Raw genomic sequence first — 22082 nt, forward strand, 5'->3', positions numbered from 1 at the left:
GTCGCAGCTCTCTTGACTGAGGGACTATCGGGGTCGAATCTGCCATTGTCTCTGATCAGCCTATTACTGCTGCACCCCGTTCAGGATCGATAGCTGCCATTCTCTGCCGGCAGCTATCGACCCTTAGCGGCCCTGATGGAGGGCAGTTCACGGCCAGAAGCGACCATTCAAAGGTGTCTACGAAACTAGGTGCGATTCAGACCTACGCACGACCACTTGCATGTTTGGCGTAGCCCTCAAGCCCTACCGATTGAACTCCCGCCCGTGGACCAGCAGCTCGGTCGCAACCTCGCCACCCGACAGATGTACCTCGACCAGGTGCTGCACCTCTTCGTTGTTGCGCACCCGATACCAGCAAGCGTCGGGATACACCGTCAGCACCGGCCCCAGGTTGCAGGGGAACTGGCAAGCCGTGCGCGTCAGCAGCACGCCACCCGGCACCTCGATCAGTTTCCGTTGCAGCAACTCGCGGCGCAGTTGCTTCCACAGCGGCAAGGCGCCTCGCCGGACGCAACGCGGGCCGGTGCAGAGGAAAACCTGGCGTGCATGGTCCGGGACCTTCGACCAGTCAGGGTCGGCTGCCACTGCATTGACCTGGTCGCAGGCCAGGTGCCGCGTGTGGTCCTCGATGCTTGCACACGCCATTCGCGCATCCAGGCCGCGGCGCCCCAACGCTTGCGCCGTGACCCAGACTTGCGGCTGATGGCCTTGCTCACGCGCGATGCGCCCCAGTTCATCGCGCAGCCAGTCCAGGTAGGCGCCGTCGGAGGTGGGTTCCAGGTCCACCACCAACACGAGCTCCAGCCCGTCGGCGAAGGCTTTGCGCAAGACCGCCCACAAGCCCTCGAACCCGTCCAGGGTGTCGACGACATCGTCCCGAGCGGATTCGCCCCGCAGTTGGCAGAGTTCCGCGCCGAAGGCCTCGGCTGCTGAACCGCCCGCAAGGCCCGGCCCGACAAACAAGACGCGCTGGTAAGTCATCACATGCTCTCTCGAAGTGAATTTCGCAGAAGCACGCACAGGCAGGCATCGAGCATGGGCCCAGACCGGCCCATGCCTGCCCACCGCAGGAGTGTCGCCAAAACATTCCAGGCCGGTCTCCGGGCTCGCGAGGCTGGATGCCCTCGCCTTCCCATGGCCGGTTGGCCACAGTGGTCTGATTGAGGGCATCACTCGCATACCGTTGCGGGGGCAGCACCGGACTGGCGCGAAGCGCGTACCGGTTTCCCGTTTCACCCCAGGCGCGGCGGCTTGGGACACCTGAAACTGGGCGGCATGTGAACATTCGGTGCAGTGCGCGTCAAGGTGATGAACCGGGTCCGGCACTCCCACAGAGGCCAATGCTGCACCAAAAACCGTAGGAGCCAGCCTTGCTGGCGATGCCCGGCACAGCCGGGCCAATCACCAGACGAAGGCATCGATTCCCTGAGGTTGCGCACCTATTTGAAACGCCGTGGCTGGGTTGCCATTTCAGACTTTCTTCAATATCCCCATATGCGCATCGTCCATCAGTGCCTTGGCCATATCGCCGAGGTAGTGCGACGCCCAGACCAGCACCGGTTCGTTGTCCATCACACCGATGAATGACGCGCGGCGGGCGCTATCGAGCAGCACGGAGGCTTGTTCCATGGCGTGGTTGGCGCAGTTGCCGGGTTCTACGCGGAACAGGCGCGTGCCTTTGATGGCGCCTTCCATAAACGTGCAGGTGCCGACGGTCCAGCCAAGTTGGCCGTGGTCTGCTGGGATATCGTTGTCCATTCGAGGTTCCTCTGAAGCTTTGAAGGGGTGACCGAGCTACCTGTAGGAGCGGCTTCAGCCGCGATCACCAGCGACGCTGGTGCCAGGTAACGCGGTGTCTGCATCGCGGCTGAAGCCGCACCTACAGGGGCTGTGCAGGGCTGTCAGTGCAGCGTGTAGGACGGCGGTCGGGCGCTCATCTGTAGCTGAGCCAATGCCGATTCCAGCAACGCGCGAGTGGCATCGAGTTCGTGCATCACCGTCAGCATCACCAGCGTGGCGGGTGACTTGGGCAGGTGGGTCAAGGAATGGTGGGACACAGCCAACGCACACATGACGTACTCGGCGGCGTGGACCAGGGTGTCTTCGAGGAAGTGAGGAGACTCGGTGGAATGGGGTGGATCGGGAACGATCTTGAGCATGGTAAATCCTCTTTTGCATTGGATTTCAGCCACCACGCCACCCTTGCAGTGGATAGGGTGGCAGCTACGTACAGGTCTGCAAGACCGGCGCAAAAGAGAAAACCGGCAGGCCCGAGAGCCTCCCATACGCAGCCGCCATGACACAACAAGCAACACGATTACAGGTTGCTGCCTTGGCAGTGAATCTTTTGCGGACGGGCTTGCAGGCCCGGTCGTTGATTTGGCAACGACCCGGCGAGACTAGCCGTCACTTCGATAGCGCAAAAGTGGTCAAAGCATGCTTGGGAAACGCCCTACTGGAAATGAGGAAATTCTGACTCTCCATGTAGGACGGTGTGAAACCGATCACCCGAGTAACAGACTCTGCTTCCCCATGGACCCACTCACTGGGCTTTAAGAGGTGGTAGCGGCAAGCCCTTCGGCCTTCTAGATTTAAAGCAGCAACGGTGACGCCACCTTTCTGTCATTACTTTGTCCATCGCCCCCTCTTGGCCATTTGCAGCCGTTGCTGATCGGCAATTATGGTCAATTAATGCTGCTATAAATCACCACTACCGCCCATTTGCCAGACCGATGCGAATTTCAGCACCGCTACACGTTATCACCATCATGATCTGAGAATCCGAACGTCGTCTACACTTATGATCGAATCCAATGAAGGTAGACTCTGCCCATGGACATAAGACAAGAAGAGCTCGACGTTTTTAAAGCATCGGCAAACAGGATGCGCTGGTTCATGAGCACCGCCATACTTATATCGGTCCTAATACTACTTCATGTTTACCTGGAGAGATTCAGCTTCCAAGAAGCGCAACTCTCAGGAACTGAAGCCCATCGCATCCTGAACCACACCCTAAAAAAACAAAAATGCTACAAAGAGCTAATAGATTCAGAAAAACCAGGCAAAACAAATAAAGACCTTGACATTAACTCCGCATGCTCCGTCGAAAATATTGGAGAGAAGGAGCTCTTCCGATTACGCTCCTTGTCTTATGAAGAACTAGTGCATGACTACTCCCTGCGCAACTTCATAATCAACATGACAGACAACACCATAAAAGAAGCCAAGCTTCCCTCAAGACAAATACCAATACTTGGTACAGAGATACCAGCCAATGATTTCGTTATAGTGATGGCACTAATGTCTATGGTGTTTGTGATTGGCGTTTGGCTAAATCTTCGTGGTGTACATGCTTCCCTGCTTTCACTGGAAAAGCACAAAAACCCTGATCTCATGAGGATCGCACAGCTGAATACGGTTTTTCTAACAGCTCTTGAAAACAATGAAAATTCACTCGCCCTTAGATTGCGCACTTGCTCCTTGTGGCTTCCCTTTGCATCTATCGTAGCAGCTACAGTTTTCGGCTATGCACAACCTGTGCAGGAGCTTATATTCAAAAGCGACAGCTACCCAGGATCAATCACAACAGTGGCGGTATTCTTTATTATCTCAGTTATAGTTTCGCTACTACACTTCTCTATTGCACTTCAGTGCGACAGGGTAATGAGAAAAATAGATAGAGTTTTTAAGTCAAAGCCCACGTAACACACACATAAAGCCATACGCTTAATACTTGACATGCTTTCAAGGAAGTGAGTGGGGCTATGGAGGGTGGTGGATCCGGGACGATCTTCAACATGACTTCATACTCGACGTTCATGAATGATCAACCGGGCACCCGATCACCTGCAGGGAGATGGGTGGCGGCTACGTGCGGGTCTGCAAGTCCGGGGAACATCGAGCACTAACCCGGCCAGCCCGAAGGCTAACCGCACATAGCCACCATTGAGCACAACCACTGACAAGCGCCAGCGACTCAGAAAGTGAGCACAGATCGATGTTCAGACGGGCTTGCAGGCCCGGTCGTTGATTTGGCAACGACCCGGCGAGACTAGCCGTCACTTCGATAGCGCAAAAGTGCTCAAAGCATGCTTGGGAAACGCCCTACGCGAAATGGGGAAAGTCTGATTAGTCCATGCAGGACTTCATCCCCAGCTAATCATTTCCTTGAAATCACGCCACTCATGTACTCATGCAGATCGCGAAAATCTTTGACACTCCAGGCATGCGGCGCAATCTTCACCCCATTCTCCTGCAGCGTTTTCGGAATCAGGTTTCCATTTGGGCGAAGGATGACCGAAGACACGATAACGCCTGGATAGTCGTTCAAGCGCTTCTTGAATGCAGCGCTGGTAAGGTCCGGCGTTGGCGGGTTGCTCTTTTTTGCCAACGGCCCCGTCCCCTTGATATCCGCGCCATGGCACACGGCACAGCGCTGCACGAAGAGGTTTTTCCCGTTGGTGTTTTCCGCCAAGGACAGCGGCGTTTGCAGCAGTGACAAGATCCCCAGCATCGCGATACGTGAAACATTCATTCCCAAGCTGCCTCCATGGCTCAAAATCCATTTGATACCAGCATCACACGCCACCACCCGAATGCGCCATCCAATAAGTGCCGCAGCTGTCATCCCCTTCGACATGTTGCTACCCTGCCCCGACGCATCGGACAGAATCGAGCACATGCTGGAAGCACTACGACGGATCGACCTCAACCTCCTGCTGACCCTTCACGCGCTGTTGCTGGAGCGGCACGTGACACGTGCGTCGGTTCGCCTGCACAAGAGCCAGCCCGCCGTCAGCCATGCCCTGGCTCAACTTCGCGTCCACTTCGATGACCCCTTGCTGATACGCCGTGACGGCCAGTTGGTGCTGACCGCCCGCGCACAAAGTCTGCTGGGGCCGCTCGAGCAGTCCCTGAGGCATCTCAATGATCTGCTGGGTGCAGCCGATTTCGACCCGGGCCAATCCCAGGCGCGCTTCCGCTTGTCACTTTCCGACTACGCTGCGCGCCGAGTGCTGCCCAGGCTGGTTCGTCATGTTCGCCGCGTCGCACCCGGGGTGGACCTGGCGGTCAGCCAGGCCAGCCGGGAGACCATGATGGCCCAGCTGGCGGATGGCGAGCTCGACGTGGCGCTGGGCATTTTCCCGGAATACCCCCAAGGCGTGCGGGTGCAGGAGCTGTTCCCCGAACACTTCGTCAGCCTCGCCGATGAAAGCGCCCTGCCGGCGTGCGGCTGCCTGTCGCTCGAGGAGTGGCTGGAGCGTCCGCACGTCATGCTCGCCCTGCGCCCCGATGCCAACGACGAAATCGAGCGCGTGCTGACGCGAATGGGGGTACGGCGTCGGATCGCCGTGGCGCTGCCGCACTGGAGCGCCGCCATCGAACTCATCGCCGGCACCGACCTCATCCTGACGGTGGCGAGTTGGGCGGTGCGGGACCTCGACCGCTACCCGGCGCTGCGCACCTTCGATGCCCCGCTGGGCCTGCCGGTGCTGTCGTACCAACAAGCCTGGCACTCACGCAAGGACGCGGACCCGGCGAACCGCTGGATCAGGGACGCGATCCTTGCTTGCAGCCAAGGCACCTGACGTTCGGAAAACGCACTGAACCAAACCCCGATTATTTCGTGAAGAGCTTGGCCAGCTGTTTGATGGCCTGGCTGAAATGCGTATGGTCCCTCAGCCGATCCGGCGAATCGGTGGCGAACCAATTGGCGTCGTTGAAGGGCCTGAGCACATCGACATAGTTCAGGACCGCATCCAGTTCCAATGGGTAGTTGCTGAGCAACCGATCCTGGTCGAATGCGTGCTGCATGATGGCATCCCGGTCATGGGGCAGGTTGAGCTCGGTCATGACCCGGCAGGCGAGATCGGCATATCCCGCACCACTGGGATGCATGCCATCGATGCTCAGGTAGCCGCCGGCCTTGAGTCGTTTCCCCTGCGGGGCCGCGAAGTCCAACGCGCCGTCCAGATAGCGATTATCAATGAACTGGCTGGCATTCACCCGGACACGGGCCGTCTCGTTCAACCGATTTTTATAGTCGATTTCATCAAATGCCTGGTAGGTATCCACAAACACCAGACGGTGTGCCGTTTGCGTTGCGTTCGCGGCCTCGATAAACAGGTCGCGTATTGTTGCGTTGACCTCACGGACTTGTGCGTCGGCCTGGACAACGACACTGCGGTCAATCTTCAACGACGTCGGCAGCAAACGGACACGGTAGGCTTCGGGATAGCCATCTTCACGCAGGTCGGATACAGGCTGCAATGCGGCAACCGCGCTGATCTTGGGCAGCAGTACGATCACGACGCGCTCGACCGCTGCTGGAAGCCTGGCAATCCGTTCAGCCACCTCTTGCCACTGCTGGAAATAGTTCCTGCCGTTGTACTCCCCCTGGGTGATCGATTGGTTTTTCCCCAGGAAGCCAAACTTGAAAAGCCCGTGGTTGTGCCCGGAGTGCACCACCAACATTTCCGGTTGCCGCTGCTCGACCCAGTCCAGCGGGGAGAAGTCATCGAAATCGGCGACCTTCTGTGGGTTCAGTACATATTGGCCATTGATAGCGATATGCAGATCGGAGAAATGGTCGAGCTGTGCCGCGAGATCGGTCCTCAGGTGCGCCTGTACTTGCTTGAAGAAAGCGTTCCATGAACCGCTGTACATATGGTGAACCTCGCTCCCGGCAATGGCGAGGTTGTCGAAGGATTGATGCAGGGACTTGGGGGTGGCCGCCACCCAGAGATTCAGGTTGTCCAGGATGCGCTCGGGCAAGCCGACCAGGGACAGTGCGGAGGGCGCGACGAGGATCGGGTTCAGTCGCCTGATTTCCTGTTCGAGATCGAACAACACTTCCCATGGATGATCGGGAGGAACAAAGTCCCAGCCTTGCGCGCCAGCAAGCCGAGCCGGCCAGGACTGGGCACAGAGCGAGGCCCTGACGGTAAGGCTTCTGCAGCCCTGGGGCAGTGAGTCCCCCACAACCATCAGCTTCGGGTTGAGTCTGGCGATGTTCATGACGCTTTGTCCTCACAGTGGCTAAAGCAGGTAGTGCTTCATAAGGGACACTGCGCGGACTTCCCTTTGTTTAATCCGGTACTTCGGTCAAGTTTGTTGTCGGCGATGCTGTTGCCATCGGCAGTCGAACTGAGGCAATCCTCCTACCAGCGTTGCAAAGTCAGTGTAGCCGCGCGCCTCGATTGAGGAGTTGGCGACAGGCATGAAACCGAGGATAGGCATCCGCTGGAACCGGTAGTGCCGGGTACCGCGGTGCCCATTTCGCGGCTAAAGCCGCTCCTGCAGGGGATCAACCCCGGATAATCCTGACGGTTTGGTTACGCACTGGCGATTTCCGCCGGCCCCTTGAGCTCCACCTGATTGCCGTCAGGATCGAAGCAGTAGAGCGACAAGCCCACACCCTCGGCCCCGTATCGGCTGGCGGCCTTTTCCACCGCGATGCCGTGCCCTTGCAGATGGGCAATGATTGCCTGCTCGTCGAACGGCTCCACGCGCAGGCAGAAGTGATCGACATTGCGCCGCTCTTTGCCGGGTGCCCCACCGCCTTTGACACCCAGTGGGCCCTCGATATCCACCAGGTCGATCATCGAACCGCCCGCCGCCAGATGGATCATGGCGAGCTCTTCGTTGTGCTTGCTGATCGAGCAACCCAGTACCTGGGTATAGAAATCCACACTCCGCTGCATGTCCTGCACGCGCAGCACGATGTGGTCGATTTGCTGGATAGTGAAAACCGTCACCTTGTCACCTCCTGGGTCAGTCCTCCGCCCTTTCCGTGTGCAGGGTGCAATACCTGCCGGGCTTCGGTGATTTATTCCGATGTGGATGACCAGCTTCATTCATTCAAGTCTCGAATGAAAACTGACAATTCGTATATGGCATATTCGCCAATCGAATGGCGTTGCATCCTGGGCTGGCCGATGTTTCATGAATCGCCCTAGCATTTCTGCCAGTTTTGTTAACCCGTACGGCGTACTACTGTCTTCGGAAACGCTACAGAAGCACACCGGAGGTCGCGATGTCCAAACAAGAAACGCCTCAGCGCCTTGCTCCGTCTGCAACCCACAAGGCAGGCGATCCACCTTTGCAACTGATCGTGTTTTCGCCGGAAGGCGAGCCGGATTCCCCCCAGCAAAAGCCGCCGTTCAAGCTGTGCCATGGTGCGAGGCATCAACTGAAGATCACCGCGCCACCCGGCAGTCTCTGGAAGGAGCAACGCCTCTGCGTTCTCTGGATGGACAACAATGAGGGGGCGTCGACGCTATACGGTTTGAGCGCGACGCCCCCCTTGAAGGACGATGATCAGGATAATAGTAGTGACAAGGAGCATCACTACCTGACCTTGTCTGGTGGTGTTGCACAATGGGGCTTGGAGGCGGATAAGCGCGATGACGCGCGCTCCGGTCTGGTGAAGTTAGGCCTGGGCAGCTACTGGCAAGCGCCCAAGTACCTTTTTGAAGCAGATGTGGGCGATCACTGGTTCAGCATCACCGACCTGGAGTGGGATGGCACGACGCCGATCGTTGGCGGGAAAGCCGTAACCCTGACTGTCACGGTGAACAGCGCTTTTGTCGAAAAGCGTGCCATGCCGGGGGTAGAGGTGGAGTGGACGGTTGGCGTCCAGGCCCCGCAGCGCATCGTGACCGACACAAATGGCCAGTCGAAGTTTGAGTACATACCCAAGGAGGAAGATATCGAGGGGGAGTACATTACGATAACGGCTGCCTGTAAAGACGCACTCGGGCACGACATATCCATAGAGAAAAAACTCCGAGCCTTTGTCAAAGCGCCCTGGGATGAATTGATGACGCTGGTCCTCCGTGAAAAAGATGGGCCGGTCGTCGATCCCTCTGAGCTGGGAATGCGCCTGGCTCGTGGTGGTAAATACGAGCTGACCCTGACCCCTGAAAGCGCAGACGATTACTTTATTGGTCACATGATCACGCTGGGCTGGTTCGACAACAGCCTGCTGCGCAACGCCAAGCCGCAGGACGAGAAGCAACTGGGCATCGACTTCTGCCCCACGATCGAACGGGAGATGACGAAGGACGGGCTCACTTGGGAAATCAACGCCGGCGAGGACAGCGGGGAGTTCAAGCTTCAGGTGTGGTCGGACAGACTGGGCAAGGAGGTGCCGTTTTTGCTGCCAGGGGTGCAGATGTCGGCCAATTTGGCTGAGGAGGCCGAACTCAAGGTGATGCTCGACGAGGCCGAGATGGAGGAGAGCCCCCCCATTTTCCATCGTGGCGTGAATGCGACGGTGCGCATCATACCGTTTGAGCACAGCCCACTGAGGTTGATGAAGCTTACCGCCAAGCTGCAATTTGATCAGATCGAGGGCGAGTTCTCACAAGGGCAGGTGCCGTCTGACCCTGCCTACGGTGTCGAGAGTGAAGAGGTCACCGATGCGGGCGTCCAGTGGTGCCTCAATCCCAAGGACAGTGGCAACAGTGGCCAGTTTGGCCTGAAGATCGAGATGCCAGGTTTTACCACCCCGTTGATGTTGGAAAAGGTGTTGGCGCTGTCCAAAGAACTTGGCGACGAAACGCAGGTGTTCATCAATGATGATAAAGATCCGCTGGGTGGCAGGTCGCTGGTCCTGCGACGGGGCACTCCCCTTGCGATCAAACTGAAACCCAGAGATCACAGTGGCCTGGGAAGAACCAAGCTCAAGGGCTGGATAACCTTTGATGGCGGGGACCTGAGCCCTGGGCAGGTGGTCGCGAAGCCGGGCTATGGGATCAAGAAGGATATGACCGAGGAGGGCCTGAGCTGGACGCTGACGGGGGAAAACGTCAGTGGTAGCTTGAGACTGACGATTCATGTCGAGCGCTTTGAGGCCATGACGACGTTGCCGAACGGGGTGCTGCTGTCACAGCATTTAATTGACGAAGTGACGGTGATGGTCGATGGCGAAATGGAGAGTGACCCGTTGATCTTCCCTCTAGACAAGGGGCGCAAGATCAGGGTCGAGCCCAGCAGCCCACTGGCGAGCCTGAGCGAAAAATGCAAATTAGGTTTCAAAGCTGAGAGCCTGACCGACCCGAGTCAGGTGCCGGCCTCTCCGCCCTACGAGGAAGAGCGGGCACTGACCGCAAGCGGGTTGGAGTGGGAGGTAAAAGGTGCGGCCCCTGGCACATTCGGGCTTGATATTCACATGCCGGGGTTCGTGACGACTGTCTCAAGGGCTGCGCGGGCACAGTCAAAATTGACTGATCATGCGCATATCTTGATCGATCTCTGGAGTTGGCCCGAAAGCCCGATGATACTGGATCGAGGTAAAGAACACACTATAAGGATCATACCGAAGCCTGATAGCGCTCCTCTGTTTGAGGGGCCTGCCAGCATGCACTTCAAGGAAGGCGGCCTGCCTAAGGAGATTGTGAAAGCCGAACCGGATTACAACGTAGAACGCTGTGTACCTGAGGAGGGGCTGACATGGAAGATCAGAGGTGATGAATCTATGAGTGGTCTATTCGGACTTGAACTTCATGTGGCGGGGTTTGAGAACTTCAGCATGGATAATATTATACTCGCGTCGATAATATTTGACGACGAACTTCAGCTTCGCGCTAACGACGCCCCCTTTAAACGTCTGATATTGCAGACTGGAGTTAAAACAAAGCTAACGATTGAACCTAAGCCCGGCAGCCCTTTACGGCATGCCAAAATAAGTGCCCAGCTGGACGTTCCTGCTGATATAGCTCGGAGGATAGACGAAACGCCAAGGTTCGGCAATTGGGTTACGCTTGGTGATGGAGCGGATTGGTGGCTGACGGGTCTCTACCCCATAGAACCTGGCTTTTACTTTCGTATTCGTATTCTTAGTATGGTGGGGGTATTTGTTTATTCGGTTCTTCTTGCGTCAGCAATCCGTGATTGAGTAAAAATGTTTGCATTGTCTGGACTTCGCAAAAAGAGCTTTCGTACAGGAGTAGAGGCTCATCACTGCGCCTTGATTTGGATGCTGGCATAATCGGTTGGTGCTTTTGCTATCGCGTTTGCCGGTAAGCTCACTGCCCATACTGCCGAAGCCGTGGCCATCGTACCGGCCGACATGCCCTGGGTTCAGGCGCAGACGGTCGAGGCGGCCGGTCCGATGGCCATTGCGGTGCTGCGTCATCAAGAGCAGAACGGGCATCCGGTGCTCGATCAGGCAAGGCGAAAACAGGCGGAGTCGCGCACGACTTGACGGGTTGTCAATGAGCATTCCGACCGGGCTGGCGCACCCGCCTGTTTTCAACGCAGCATGATCGTCGCGCAGACACTTATCGTAAAAAGCCTAGTTTCAATCTCTCCTGGTGAACACCCTGGACTGCCCGCTCCCCCCACAGGATCTCCGCGATGAACGGCGAGACCTCACTTGAAAAACTGCTCCAGTCCATGAAGCCCGAACTCAACGACGGCGAATATGTGTTCGTCACCGGCATTGACCCGATGACGCTGCCAGACGTGGAGGTTGTCGGAAGTTTCAGGGAACGCGAAGGATGGACCGTGATTCTGCAGCGAAGCAGCGCCGATGCGCTGAAGCTGCCCTACACCTGCGTATGTGCCTGGATCACCCTGACCGTGCACACCTCATTGGAGGCCGTGGGGCTGACTGCGGCGTTCGCCACTGCACTGGGCAAGGCCGGTATCAGCTGCAATGTGATGGCCGCCTATTACCATGACCATATCTTCGTCGGCGTGAATGACGCCCAGAACGCCATGGCGGTATTGAACGCGCTCTCGCGCCAATGAGTGATCGCCCTTGCACATGACGCACACGTTTGTGGATCGCTTCGCAGGTCATCGTGTTGTGTCTGCCAACCCCAACCAGGCGCGCAACACCCCATAGCCACGCCAGGGTCGCCAGCCCTGCGCTGCTTGCGTGGCGGCGCTGGCACTGCTCACGCCCAGGGCTTTTTGCAACGCCACATCGCCGGCCGGGAACGCGTCGGGCCAACGCAGTGCGCGCATCGCGATGTACTGGGCCGTCCAGTCGCCGATACCGGGCAATGCCCGCAACTGGGCACACGTCGCCGCCACGTCCACGCCAGGGCTCAAGACCAGGCGCCCCTCCTCGACGGCCTCGGCCAAGGCCTTGAGCGCGGCCTGGCGCTGGCGGGTGATGCCCAGCCGGCCAAGCGCATCGCCACTGGCCCCGACCAGGGCGGCCGGCGTGGGGAACAAGCGGCCCAGGCCTGGAACGGGGGTTTCGACGGGGACACCGAACGCGGTGGCGAGGCGCGAACCCAGCGTGCGCGCGGCTGCCACAGTGATTTGCTGCCCTAGCACGGCGCGCACCGCCAGTTCGAAACCGTCCACCGCCCCGGGAACACGCACGCCCTCGCCCAACGGGAACGTGGCGTGCAAGGCGCTGTGAATGGCGAGCGGATCGGCATCCAGGTCAAAGGCGGCGCGCACGCGGTTGATCACCGTAGGCAGCACGATTGCCAGGGACTCGCTGATCGTGACCAGCACCTGGGCGTGCGCCTCGTCAAAGCGTGCCCGCAGCCAGCCGGTGTATTCGTGCCTGCCCTTGATAAGGCGTAGGGTGCGCGAGTACTGCATGCCCTCCACACACTCCACCCCAGGTATGGCGCGCAGGCGCAGGAAACCCAGCATGGCCTCCACGTCATAAGGTGGGCGCCAGCCCAGACGCACGCTGACGCCCTGCCCGCCCGGCGAGGCTTTGGCGCGGCGCAGCGCACTCGGGTTCAGGCCGTAGTGCCGGAAAAACGCATCGTTGAACCGACGCACGCTGCCAAACCCGCTGGACAAGGCCACCTGGGTCATTGGCAATTGCGTGTCGGCGATCAATTGCTTGGCCGCCAGCAACCGTCGCGTCTGGAGGTACTGAAGGGGCGAAACACCAAACTGTGTCTCGAAGATGCGCCGCAGGTGTCGGTCGCTCACGCCCAGATGGTTGGCGATGGCGACCATCGAGCCCGTGCCCGTCATGCCCAGCAAGGCTTCCGGTTCGTCCATCAGCCGCGCCGCCTGCAGCGCCAGGATGCGTGACGCGTCCTCGGTGCTCCAGGCGGCCGCACGGGGTGCCAGCTCCGGCCGACAACGCAGGCAGGGCCTGAAGCCTGCCGCTTCGGCCTGGGCGGCGTGGCGGTAGAAACGGATGTTCTCGCGCCGTGGCGTCTTCACCCGGCACACCGGCCGGCAATAGATACCCGTGCTGGTCACGGCGGCGAAGAAGGCACCGTCGAAACGGGCATCGTGCGCCTTCATGGCCAGGTAGCAGGCGTCGCTTTCGGGGGGTTCGATGATGTTTGGCATGGATGACATCCTATGCCTTGGGCAGGGATGAGGCTCGCCATTTTCGGACATCCGCTCTGCCACTTCGCTACCTCGGCGGAGGACGGCAAAAATCCGATGCCTTGCGGCATCGGATTCCGATTGATTGGCCTCGACAATCAAATCCGTGGCACACCCGGCAAGTCTGCCGGATGTCGCCGTGATCGCGTGTTACCCAGCCGTCTGCGCTTGCAGCTCATCCTGCGTGGCGCCAGCCAGGTTGCTGCCGCTGGTCAACGGCCCGTAGCGCCGGCTGAACTCCTGGTTGTAGGGCACGTGGTTCTTGTTCACCCCGCTGTCCCAGTTGACCGACCAGGTCATCAGGCCCTTGATCGAAATGCCCTTGGCATACAGCCGCTTGAACGCGTTGGACACCGCCGTTGGGTTGATCACGTAGCCGGTGGCCGCGGCATCGACGTTGGCCGGCAGGCCGATGACGAACTTGTCGGCCGGGATCTTGGTGAATCCGCGGGTGCCACTGACCAGGCTTTCGGTCATGTAGTAGAGGAAGTCCTCTTTCATCGCGTCGTTGTTCTGCGCGATCCAGGCGCCCCGGCCGTTGTTGGCCTCCTCGACCCAGAGCCCGTCGCCGCCCTGATTGTAGAACTGCGGCGCGATGAAGTCGTAGTAGCCTTCCAGCGCCTTCAAGTAGGGCACGTAGCGGCCGGCGGCGGTCAGGTAGGGGAACTCCGGCGCCATGCTGATGATGAAGTGCTTGCCCTCGGCGGCGTAGTGGTCCTTGACCAGTTTCAGCGCGGCGGGCAGGACGGTCTTGTTGGCAGCGAAGTCAATCGCGCTCTGTTCAAGGTCGATGTCCAGCCCATCGAAGCCGTAGGTTTCCACCAGGCGGATGATCTCATTGGCCAGTGGCTGTTCGTGGCCCGGGTTCAGCGCGATATGCGCATCGGCGCCCCCCAGGGACATCAGCACCGCCCTGCCCTGGCTGTTCAGCACGCCCACCTGGCGGCGGAACTCGGCGTCGGACAGGTTGTAGGGCTTGAAGGTCGGAATACCGCTGCCCTTCATGAAGGCCACAGCCACCACGTTGTAGTCCCGTGGCACATCCTCCAGGCTCATGTTGGCGAACTGACCGCGCTGGTAGCCATCGGCGGGGCCGGCCGGCCAGTTGTGCCAGTAGCCCATGAGGATCTTCTTGCCGGCCAGGCTTGGCATTTTCGAGGCGGCATCCTCCGCCGTTTTCAGTTGGGTGAAGTCAAACGTAGACATGTTCTAGTCCTTCAGAACGTGTGGAATATCCGCCGGCTTACTGGAAGTCGACGTCGAAGGCCTGATAGAAGGCGTTGCCGGTGTTGGCCACGATCCACATCAGCACGATCACATGACGACCCTTCTTGTTCGAAGGCAGCTTCACTTCATGATCGATCTTGGCCTTCAACTCGCCGGCATGGCTGTAGTACGGCACCTGCGGGTAGAAGTCTTCGGCGAACGGCTTGGCTTCCAGCTGGGCGCGGGTGATGCGCTGTTTCGGGTCCCAGCCGTCCTTGGTGATCAGCCAGCGATAGCCACGGGTGGTGTGCGGCGCGGTGTACACCCAGTTCACCTTGAATACCTGGCCTGGGTCGACATTGAGCAGCGGCCAGGTGAAGGCGCGGTTGAGCTTCTTGCTCATTTCCTCGTCGGTGAAGTTGACGCAGTCACGGGCGTCGGCCTTGCCGCCGCTGAGGATGTAGCCGTCGGCGGGTGGCGCGACGCTTGGGCTGTCGGTCTCGAACGGCGCCGGGAACGGGCCGGCGACCAGGGCCGGGAAGTTCTTGCCGCCTTCCATCTCGTTGACCTGCCAGCCACCGAGCAGGCCGAGGTCGATGGCGACGGCGCCGCGGGAGGCCGGGGACATGACGCGGCCGTGACGAAGTGGGGATTGCGATTGTGGTTGGTTCATCGTTGTAGCTCCATTTGGTTTGAGAACTCTCCGTTTCCAGCGGAGAGGCCTTCAAACTAACCGAGCTGGATTTTCTGTCCACGGGGCCATTTTTCGTTCTGGGGGACGTGGGAGCAGGAAATTCCCGCAAATACTGGATGAATATACAGTGCATCCGTATTTTGCTCACTCTACCTGGGGCGGAAGTCCTACACGTACAGGCGGCGCTTATCTGTTGGTTGCATACCCTGAGCGTGCCTATCCAGAGCGCTTTATCAAGAATTTACGAAAGCAGGCGGTAACTCGACGGCAACTTGATACGCGAATCCATACCCTGTTAACGCCCCCTGTAGGAGCCGGCTTTGCCGGCGAAGCAGACAACACGGTGGCTGGCACCGGCACAGCCGGTGTTCGCCGGCAAAGCCGGCTCCTACAGAAGCACTGCGCAAAGGCCTCCATCGCCTTGTGCGCCACACGGATGATTCATAAACCGCCGAGACTTGTATGAACCCCCTTGAACGCCAGCTCAGGCAACAGGGCATCACCGAGGTCGAATGCATGATCAGCGACTTCACCGGCATTGCCCGCGGCAAGATCGCTTCCACCACCAGGTTCCTCGAGGAAGGCGGCATGCGCCTGCCGGAAAGCGTGCTGCTGCAGACGGTGACCGGCGACTTCGTCGACGACCCGATCTTCTATGCGCTGCTGGATGAGGCCGGCGTCGACATGTTCTGCCGCCCGGCTGCGCAGGCTGTCTACGTATTGCCCTGGCTCACGGAGCCGACCGCGATGGTCATCCACGACACCTTCGACCGCTACGGCAAGCCCATCGAACTGTCACCGCGCAATGTGCTCAAGCGCGTGCTCGGCCTGTACGCCGACAAGGGCTGGAAGCCGGTCGTCGCGCCGGAGCTCGAGTTCTACCTGACCCGGCGCAGCCACGATCCCGACCTGCCGCTCGAGGCCCCTGACGGCCGCTCGGGCCGGGCCGAACGTGGTCGCCAGAGTTACTCCATCGATGCGGCCAACGAATTCGCCCCCTTGTTCGAGGACCTCTATCTCTGGTGCGAAGCCCAAGGGCTGGACCTGGACACCCTGATCCACGAAGGTGGCCCCGCGCAGATGGAAATCAACTTCCGCCACGGCGACCCGCTGCGCCTGGCCGACCAGCTCATCGTGTTCAAGCGCTCGCTGCACGAAGCCGCGATCCGGCACGGTGTCGGCGCGACCTTCATGGCCAAGCCAATCGCCCATGAGCCCGGCAGCGCGATGCATATCCACCAGAGCGTGCTGGACATGGCCACCGGCGGCAATCTCTTCGCCGGGGCGGATGGCGCCATGAGCGAACGCTTCCTGCACTACATCGGCGGCCTGCAACGTTACTTGCCGAACGTGCTGCCGCTGTTCGCGCCCAACGTCAATTCCTTCCGCCGTTTCCTCGCGGACAGCTGCGCCCCGGTGAACGTCGAATGGGGCACCGAGAACCGTACCGTCGGGCTGCGCGTACCCGCGTCCGCACCTACGGCGATGCGCGTGGAAAACCGCCTGCCCGGCGCTGACGCCAACCCTTACCTGGCGTTGGCCGCCAGCCTGCTGTGCGGTTACCTCGGCATGCTCGAACAGGTCAGCCCAAGCGCCCCCGTGCAAGGCCGCGCCTACGACCACCACGGCCTGCGCCTGCCGCAAACGCTCGAGGAGGCACTGGCCCGAATGGAGCATTGCGAGGTACTCAGGGAGTACCTCGGAGAGCGCTTCGTGCAAGGTTACATCGCGGTGAAACGCACCGAGCACAGGCATTACCGGCAAGTGATCAGCGCCTGGGAGCGCGAGTTTCTCCAGCTCAGTGTCTGAACGCTCACTGATAGGGCGACCGGACCTTGATCTGCTGGTTGTCGGGGGTCCCGCCTGCCGGGCATGGCATGGGCGCGAGCTGCTTGTCGAGGCAGATCCAGAGCTCCTTCAAGCGGTTGCCCGAGCCCACCGAAACCCGCAGGCTCTGCGCGGGCAGCGCCGGGTTGCGCGACAGGAAGGCCTGCTTGATCGTGCTCACCTTGGTTTCCACCAACTGGTTCGGGCCAGGGTCGCTGCCCAGCATCTCTTGCGTGGTGGGGCGGCGCAGCGTGTCGTACACCCGCTGGATATCGGCGAAATAGCGATCGGGGGACGACCAGCCACAGGTGCCATGGGCCTGCCATTCGTTCTGCATCAGGTCCGCGCCCGGCATCATGCACAGGTGCTGCTTGACCAACGCGGCCGGCAGCGAGCCGACGCTCTGGCAGTTGCGCGGATGATCCCGGTCGGACCGGGCGTAGCCATTCTGCGGCCACAGCCCATGCACCACCCATTCGAAACGGTTGCCGGAGAAACACTGGAAGGCGTGCTTCTCACGTTGCGCCTTGGGCTTGTTGCGCTGGGCCTCGCAGTGCTCCGGCGACCAGGACAGCACCAGGGCCAGGTAGTCCGTGGGCAGGTCCTTGTTGACGTAGTCCACCGGGCGCGCCGGCGCGGGCTCCACGGTATCGGGCAATGCGCAGACTTCCTCGGCGCCGGCTTGGCTGGCAAACGCTGCCAGTGCCCCCCAAAGCAGCGCGTTCATCCAGGCCGAACGCAATGATTGGCTTGCCATGTTCAACTCCTTGTCGGGTTCGATGCGCTCCATGCGCGGGTGTGCTGGGTACCAGCCAGGCGATGGTGTACCTCGAATGTGACGATTCGTCAGTGGCTGGTCGGTTGGTGCTGGCCAGCCAGCGGCCAGGGCGAAGTATAATCGCGCGCTTCGCTGCCCTCGGGTACAGTCTTCACCCGCCTCTTCTCGATCACAGAACATGAACCGTCGCAAAAAGATCAACCAGCTGTTGAAAGCCCACGCCAAGAAGGCCAGCGCCAAGCTGGCGCCGAAAAACCGCAACACCTACATTTCCAAGGCCGACCGGGCGAAGCTGGCTGCCGAGGCCAGCCAACAGGCCGAGCCGACCCCCGAGACACCGGCACAGCCCTGAGCGCAGCCACAGCTGGAGAGCGATGCGATGGACCTGAAGTTCAGCCATGTCGATGTGCTGGTCAGCGACCTTGAGGCCGCCTGCGACTACTACGCCCAGGTACTGGGCGCTCGAATCTCCAGGACACTGGTGTGGGAGCGCGGCGGCCTGCACGTGCGCTACGCGATCGCCCTGCTCGGCGCGGAGCGCTTCATGCTGGTCCAGCCGCTGGCGGGCAACCTGAAGGAGCTGCTGGATGCCCACGGCGAAGGCATGATCTACCGCCACTGCTATGCCACGCCGGACATCGAGCAAGCCTATGACCAATTGGTGGCCAACGGCGTGCAGCCCGAGGACGAGAACGGCAACCCGCTGGCCCGCGAGCACCTGCAGTCGCCTGCCGGTGCGCGGATCATCTGGCTGCCGAAACGCTTCGGGCACTTCTCGATCGAGATCCTCGAGGCGCAGGCGCTCGAGGCCTTCATCGAAGAGGCGTTCCGCGCACCGTAGGTATCAGAACGCGTACTGCACACCGAAGGTCGACGTCACCGGTGTGTCCTGGCGAATGATCGGGCTCTTGCGCACCTGGTCGGTGTAGTGCATGACATTCACGCTGGCGATGGTCGACCAGTGCTGGTCGAACTGGTGCATCCACGCCAGTTCGCTGGAGTAGGCGTAGATGCCCTGGTCCGCCTTGAAGCGCTCGAACACGGTGTTCTCGCTTTGCTGGGCGGTGACGCCGAAGTAGGTCTGGTTGTACTTCGCCTGGCCCGCATGGCCGTTCAGGCTCAGGGTGACGGTGTCCCGGTCGCTCTGGTGCAGGGTGCTCAACAAGCCAAACTGATAGCGGTCGCCGCGCTTGTAGCCACCGGTACGCAATTCAGCCTCGGCGGTGACCGCCAGCCACGGCAGGAGCTGCTGCGACAGGTTGATGTCGACCACCGTCGCGCCGCCCACCGCGCCCATCCCCTTCAGCCTGTCCGAGCCATTGCGGTACTTGCTGTCGCCGTCGGCGCGACCGAAGTCGTAGCCGAGCGCGGCACTGGCGCTGAAACCATTGTCGGACTGGTACTGCACGCCCACGCCCGACAGGCTGTCGGCGAAGAAGATGCCGCGCTGGACGGTGACCGACGGCAGCAAGTGGCCCTGGCTGCCCTTGGCGCCGAAGTAGCGCGGCGCGGTGTGCAGGGCGAAGCCTGCGGTTACCTTGGTTTCGTCTCCCCAGATGCTGTCCAGCGCGCTCTTTTCATTCGCGCCGGCCTGGGTCGATGCCAGGAGCGCGTTGAAGGCGAACGAGGCGCCGAGGACTTTCCTGATGGACTTGGATTCGAACATGTTCATGACTCGCTAGTGTGTATGGGGAACATGCTAGCGAGGGAGGTTCAACGTTCTTTTCAGGGTTTATCAAGTTTCTGTGAAGATGGATGAATGGCTTCGTCCTGCAGGCGAATGGCATTGCACCGTGTGCGCCTGGTTCGCCAGCAAGGCTGGCTCCTACAGGTCAGGTCGAGCCACATTGGGCTTCAAAGTGGCATCGAAATCATCCAGGGACGGGAACACCAGCGGCGCCCGCTCATCGAGCGTCAACAGGTGCCGGCGGTACTGCGCCAGGTACTGCAGGCGCGCCTCTTCGCTGATGTAGGGCACATGGAACGCCACGAACGGCGGCAGCACCGCCAGCCCGACATAACCCAGCACACCGCGCTGGATCGGCCGCAGCAAGGTATCGAGTTCACCATGCACGGCATCCGGCCCGAACATGTGCGCCTGCCCGCCCAGGGAGAAACTCAGCATCGCCCGCTTGCCCTTGAGACCGCCACGGTCGTAGATGCGCGTACCGCCATAGCAGTAGCCCGAAACGAACACCCGGTCGATCCAGCCCTTGAGGATGGCCGGCATGCTGAACCAGTAAATCGGGAAGTTGAGGATGATCAGGTCGGCCCAGCGAATCTTGTCCAGCTCGGCGGCGATATCGGCCGCCAGGGTGCCGTTCTTCACCGCGTGGCGCTGCTCCAGGGCATAGACCAGGTAATCGGCGTTGGCGCGCTGCTGGAAGTCCTCGGCGCTGGCGACCGGGTTGAAGCCCATGGCGTAAAGGTCCGACACCTGCACGGCGTGGCCCTGGCCCTCCAACACCTCCACCGCCAGCCGGGCCATGGCGCTGCTGAAGGATTGCGGTTCGTGATGGGCGTGGACGATCAGGACATTCATTGCGACTCCATCGGCTCAGGGGTGAATGCCAGCAGCTTGACGCCGTTGTACTTGAGGAAGAAGGCATCGGCCTGGCGCGCCACATCGCGGTAACGGCCCGTGAGGGCCAAGCGCATCATGTCCAGCTGCAGCTGCTCCTGGTCGATCATGTAGTCCAGGAAGCGCTGCGCATCGCCGGGGCCGATGGCGCGCAGGGCTTGCAGCCAGGCCATGTACTTGACGGTCTTGCGATAGACGACGCGCAGCAGCAGGCCTTGCAGGGGCCGGGGGACCGAGGTCAGCAGCCAGGACTTGAACCGTGTCAGCACGCCGGGCGTGGTGTCCAGCCCCCAGAGGTCGGCTGCGGCCTGGTAGCGCGGCTGGTTGAAGATCTCGAGGTCGGCGTAGGTGTTCCAGAATGGGTGCGCCTGCTCGCCTTGCAGGCGCGAGGCCATGCGCCGGACGGCGGCCAGGGCGAAGGCGCGGTTGGCCAGTTCATGGCGAAAGCCCTTGAGAAACTTGGGGGATGGCATGGAGGGGTCACTTCTCCTCAAATTCACAACATTGGAAATCCATACTTGTAGGAGCGGCTTCAGCCGCGATGCGGGCATCGCGGTGCCGGGCACCCGCTTTGCGGGTGATCGCGGCTGAAGCCGCTCCTACAGAGATTGTTGGTTCGCAGGTCATGGGGTGGCGATGTAGTCGAGCAACACCCGCCGTTGTTCATCGCCATGCAGTTGCAGGGCAATGCCGCGCATCCAGATCGCCAGCTCGCTGCCGTGCTGCTCGCTGCCCCGGGTCCCGTCGCTGAAGGCCAGCAACTGGCGGTCGAGATAAGTCCGGTCGAGCAGTCGCAAGTTCGGCGTTTTCAGGTGCGCGAAGCCCTGCCCCTGCGGCCCATGGCAGGCGGCACAGGTGCCCTGGTAGAGCGCCTGGCCCGTTGCGCCGGGCACTGGCGGCGCAACGGCGCCACCTTCGAGCCCGGCGAAGTAGCGCGCCAGCGGCTCCTGCTCCCCCTCTTGCACCGTCGCGGCGATCGCCCGCATCTGCGCACCGTGACTATCCCGCGGGTCATAGCCCCGGCGCCCGGCCTTGAAATCGCGCAGCTGCGTGAGCAGGTATTCGGCGTGCTGCCCGGCCAGGCGCGGCGCGCCCAGTGCCGGGTTGCCCTGGCCTTGGGCGCCATGGCAGGCGACACAGGTGGCGGCCTGGGCGGGCGCGGTTTCGGCGTGGGCCATGAAGGTGCTGGCCAGGGCCAGCAGGCCGGCGCAAAGGCGTGGCGTCATCGGTTGAAGTGCTCTCATTGTTGTTCTCGTTGGGCAATGCGTTGCAGCAGCCGCTTGCGCGTGGCCTCGACATCGGCGGGCACCGCGCCGCGCCACTGCCGCACTTCGGCGCCGCTGTAGGGTTTGAAATCCGTGGGCAGGTGGCTGGCGTCGAAACGCGCCAGCATCCAGTTGAGCACCCCCGCCAGGGCGTCGTCCGACAGCCCCGACAAGGCCGAGCCCGGTACCTGCACCAGGTACTCGCGCCCACCCGGCACCCCGAGGAACTTGCCCAGCTGCCCGGGAAACGCCGGCACGCCGCGCCCCGGGTTGCCGCTGCCGTCGGGCAGGTGGCAGCCCTGGCAGTTGAGCATGTAGTCGAACTGGCGCGGCTCGGTGGCCAGGGCGCTGCCGACGAACGCCAGCAGGGCCAGGGTGAGCGCGCACGACAGACGGCCGGCCATG

At 60.8% G+C, this 22082-nt stretch carries 22 protein-coding genes, 1 pseudogene and 1 riboswitch; of the genes and pseudogenes, 8 read left to right on the top strand and 15 right to left on the bottom strand.

What is annotated here, in order from left to right; all coding sequences use genetic code 11:
• Positions 1–243: 243 nt before the first annotated feature.
• The 3 genes from P5705_RS12125 to P5705_RS12135 all read right to left on the bottom strand — a co-directional run bounded on the left by P5705_RS12125 (position 244) and on the right by P5705_RS12135 (position 2159).
• On the bottom strand, positions 244–981 hold the full coding sequence (locus P5705_RS12125) for a (2Fe-2S) ferredoxin domain-containing protein (protein WP_277461099.1): 738 nt from the start codon (positions 979–981) through the stop codon (positions 244–246).
• 93 nt (positions 982–1074) lie between these two features.
• A riboswitch (cobalamin riboswitch) is annotated at positions 1075–1279 on the bottom strand.
• A gap of 191 nt (positions 1280–1470) precedes the next feature.
• Positions 1471–1758 carry a DUF3077 domain-containing protein gene (locus P5705_RS12130; protein WP_277461100.1) on the bottom strand — a complete coding sequence of 96 codons (288 nt, stop codon included), beginning with the start codon at positions 1756–1758 and terminating at the stop codon, positions 1471–1473.
• 143 nt (positions 1759–1901) lie between these two features.
• Entirely contained in the window at positions 1902–2159 is a 258-nt protein-coding gene (locus tag P5705_RS12135) for a hypothetical protein (protein ID WP_277461101.1), read from the bottom strand.
• A gap of 673 nt (positions 2160–2832) precedes the next feature.
• On the opposite strand from P5705_RS12135, the gene P5705_RS12140 reads away from it, so the two are divergent.
• A complete protein-coding gene (locus P5705_RS12140; RefSeq protein ID WP_277461102.1) occupies positions 2833–3705 on the top strand; it encodes a hypothetical protein in 873 nt (290 codons plus the stop codon).
• 454 nt (positions 3706–4159) lie between these two features.
• Here the strand turns inward: P5705_RS12140 and P5705_RS12145 are convergent, their stop codons facing one another.
• The gene (locus P5705_RS12145; RefSeq protein ID WP_277461154.1) at positions 4160–4534 is read right to left on the bottom strand and encodes a c-type cytochrome; all 375 of its coding nucleotides are present in this window, start codon (positions 4532–4534) and stop codon (positions 4160–4162) included.
• Between the two features lie 148 nt (positions 4535–4682).
• Here P5705_RS12145 and P5705_RS12150 point away from each other — a divergent pair, with 148 nt between their 5' ends.
• Positions 4683–5588 carry a LysR family transcriptional regulator gene (locus P5705_RS12150; protein WP_277461155.1) on the top strand — a complete coding sequence of 302 codons (906 nt, stop codon included), beginning with the start codon at positions 4683–4685 and terminating at the stop codon, positions 5586–5588.
• Between the two features lie 31 nt (positions 5589–5619).
• On the opposite strand, the gene P5705_RS12155 is transcribed toward P5705_RS12150, so the two are convergent.
• Both P5705_RS12155 and P5705_RS12160 read right to left on the bottom strand, forming a co-directional pair.
• Positions 5620–7017, bottom strand: coding sequence for an SGNH/GDSL hydrolase family protein (locus tag P5705_RS12155; RefSeq protein WP_277461103.1), 1398 nt, complete (start codon positions 7015–7017; stop codon positions 5620–5622).
• 317 nt (positions 7018–7334) lie between these two features.
• Entirely contained in the window at positions 7335–7757 is a 423-nt protein-coding gene (locus tag P5705_RS12160; protein ID WP_277461104.1) for a VOC family protein, read from the bottom strand.
• Between the two features lie 278 nt (positions 7758–8035).
• Between P5705_RS12160 and P5705_RS12165 the strand changes: the two genes are divergently transcribed.
• The 3 genes from P5705_RS12165 (at position 8036) to P5705_RS12175 (ending at position 11757) form a co-directional block, all read left to right on the top strand.
• Complete coding sequence (locus P5705_RS12165) at positions 8036–10900, top strand: hypothetical protein (protein ID WP_277461105.1); 2865 nt, start codon at positions 8036–8038, stop codon at positions 10898–10900.
• A gap of 153 nt (positions 10901–11053) precedes the next feature.
• Positions 11054–11209, top strand: a complete 156-nt coding sequence (locus P5705_RS12170) for a hypothetical protein (RefSeq protein ID WP_277461106.1) — start codon at positions 11054–11056, stop codon at positions 11207–11209.
• A gap of 152 nt (positions 11210–11361) precedes the next feature.
• Positions 11362–11757: an ACT domain-containing protein gene (locus P5705_RS12175; protein WP_277461107.1), complete on the top strand. Its 396-nt coding sequence runs from the start codon at positions 11362–11364 to the stop codon at positions 11755–11757.
• A 48-nt stretch (positions 11758–11805) separates the two neighbouring features.
• Here P5705_RS12175 and P5705_RS12180 read toward each other — a convergent pair whose 3' ends face one another.
• The 3 genes and pseudogenes from P5705_RS12180 to P5705_RS12190 form a co-directional block, all read right to left on the bottom strand.
• Positions 11806–13287 carry an AlkA N-terminal domain-containing protein gene (locus P5705_RS12180; RefSeq protein ID WP_277461108.1) on the bottom strand — a complete coding sequence of 494 codons (1482 nt, stop codon included), beginning with the start codon at positions 13285–13287 and terminating at the stop codon, positions 11806–11808.
• Positions 13288–13539: 252 nt separating this feature from the next.
• A pseudogene (locus P5705_RS12185) lies at positions 13540–14532 on the bottom strand (chitinase); the annotation flags it as partial.
• A gap of 37 nt (positions 14533–14569) precedes the next feature.
• Positions 14570–15205 (bottom strand): lytic polysaccharide monooxygenase auxiliary activity family 9 protein, encoded by a 636-nt coding sequence (locus P5705_RS12190; protein ID WP_277461109.1) that lies wholly within the window; start codon positions 15203–15205, stop codon positions 14570–14572.
• Positions 15206–15688: 483 nt separating this feature from the next.
• On the opposite strand from P5705_RS12190, the gene P5705_RS12195 reads away from it, so the two are divergent.
• Entirely contained in the window at positions 15689–17035 is a 1347-nt protein-coding gene (locus P5705_RS12195; RefSeq protein ID WP_277461110.1) for a glutamine synthetase family protein, read from the top strand.
• A gap of 4 nt (positions 17036–17039) precedes the next feature.
• Here the strand turns inward: P5705_RS12195 and P5705_RS12200 are convergent, their stop codons facing one another.
• Positions 17040–17810, bottom strand: coding sequence for a ribonuclease T2 family protein (locus P5705_RS12200; protein WP_277461111.1), 771 nt, complete (start codon positions 17808–17810; stop codon positions 17040–17042).
• A gap of 199 nt (positions 17811–18009) precedes the next feature.
• On the opposite strand from P5705_RS12200, the gene P5705_RS12205 reads away from it, so the two are divergent.
• Together P5705_RS12205 and P5705_RS12210 are read left to right on the top strand one after the other, a co-directional pair.
• Positions 18010–18183 carry a DUF2986 domain-containing protein gene (locus tag P5705_RS12205; protein ID WP_277461112.1) on the top strand — a complete coding sequence of 58 codons (174 nt, stop codon included), beginning with the start codon at positions 18010–18012 and terminating at the stop codon, positions 18181–18183.
• Between the two features lie 27 nt (positions 18184–18210).
• Entirely contained in the window at positions 18211–18672 is a 462-nt protein-coding gene (locus P5705_RS12210; protein WP_277461113.1) for a VOC family protein, read from the top strand.
• A gap of 3 nt (positions 18673–18675) precedes the next feature.
• On the opposite strand, the gene P5705_RS12215 is transcribed toward P5705_RS12210, so the two are convergent.
• The 5 genes from P5705_RS12215 to P5705_RS12235 form a co-directional block, all read right to left on the bottom strand.
• Positions 18676–19497: a MipA/OmpV family protein gene (locus P5705_RS12215; protein ID WP_277461114.1), complete on the bottom strand. Its 822-nt coding sequence runs from the start codon at positions 19495–19497 to the stop codon at positions 18676–18678.
• A 159-nt stretch (positions 19498–19656) separates the two neighbouring features.
• Positions 19657–20373, bottom strand: coding sequence for an NAD(P)H-dependent oxidoreductase (locus tag P5705_RS12220; RefSeq protein ID WP_277461115.1), 717 nt, complete (start codon positions 20371–20373; stop codon positions 19657–19659).
• Positions 20370–20885 (bottom strand): hypothetical protein, encoded by a 516-nt coding sequence (locus tag P5705_RS12225; RefSeq protein WP_277461116.1) that lies wholly within the window; start codon positions 20883–20885, stop codon positions 20370–20372. The genes P5705_RS12220 and P5705_RS12225 overlap by 4 nt, the downstream gene beginning before the upstream one ends.
• A gap of 150 nt (positions 20886–21035) precedes the next feature.
• A complete protein-coding gene (locus P5705_RS12230) occupies positions 21036–21656 on the bottom strand; it encodes a c-type cytochrome (RefSeq protein ID WP_277461117.1) in 621 nt (206 codons plus the stop codon).
• Positions 21653–22081: a c-type cytochrome gene (locus tag P5705_RS12235; protein ID WP_277461118.1), complete on the bottom strand. Its 429-nt coding sequence runs from the start codon at positions 22079–22081 to the stop codon at positions 21653–21655. The genes P5705_RS12230 and P5705_RS12235 overlap by 4 nt, the downstream gene beginning before the upstream one ends.
• Between the last annotated feature and the right edge of the window lies 1 nt (position 22082).

The organism is Pseudomonas entomophila, assembly GCF_029478665.1.
Taxonomy (GTDB): domain Bacteria; phylum Pseudomonadota; class Gammaproteobacteria; order Pseudomonadales; family Pseudomonadaceae; genus Aquipseudomonas; species Aquipseudomonas entomophila_F.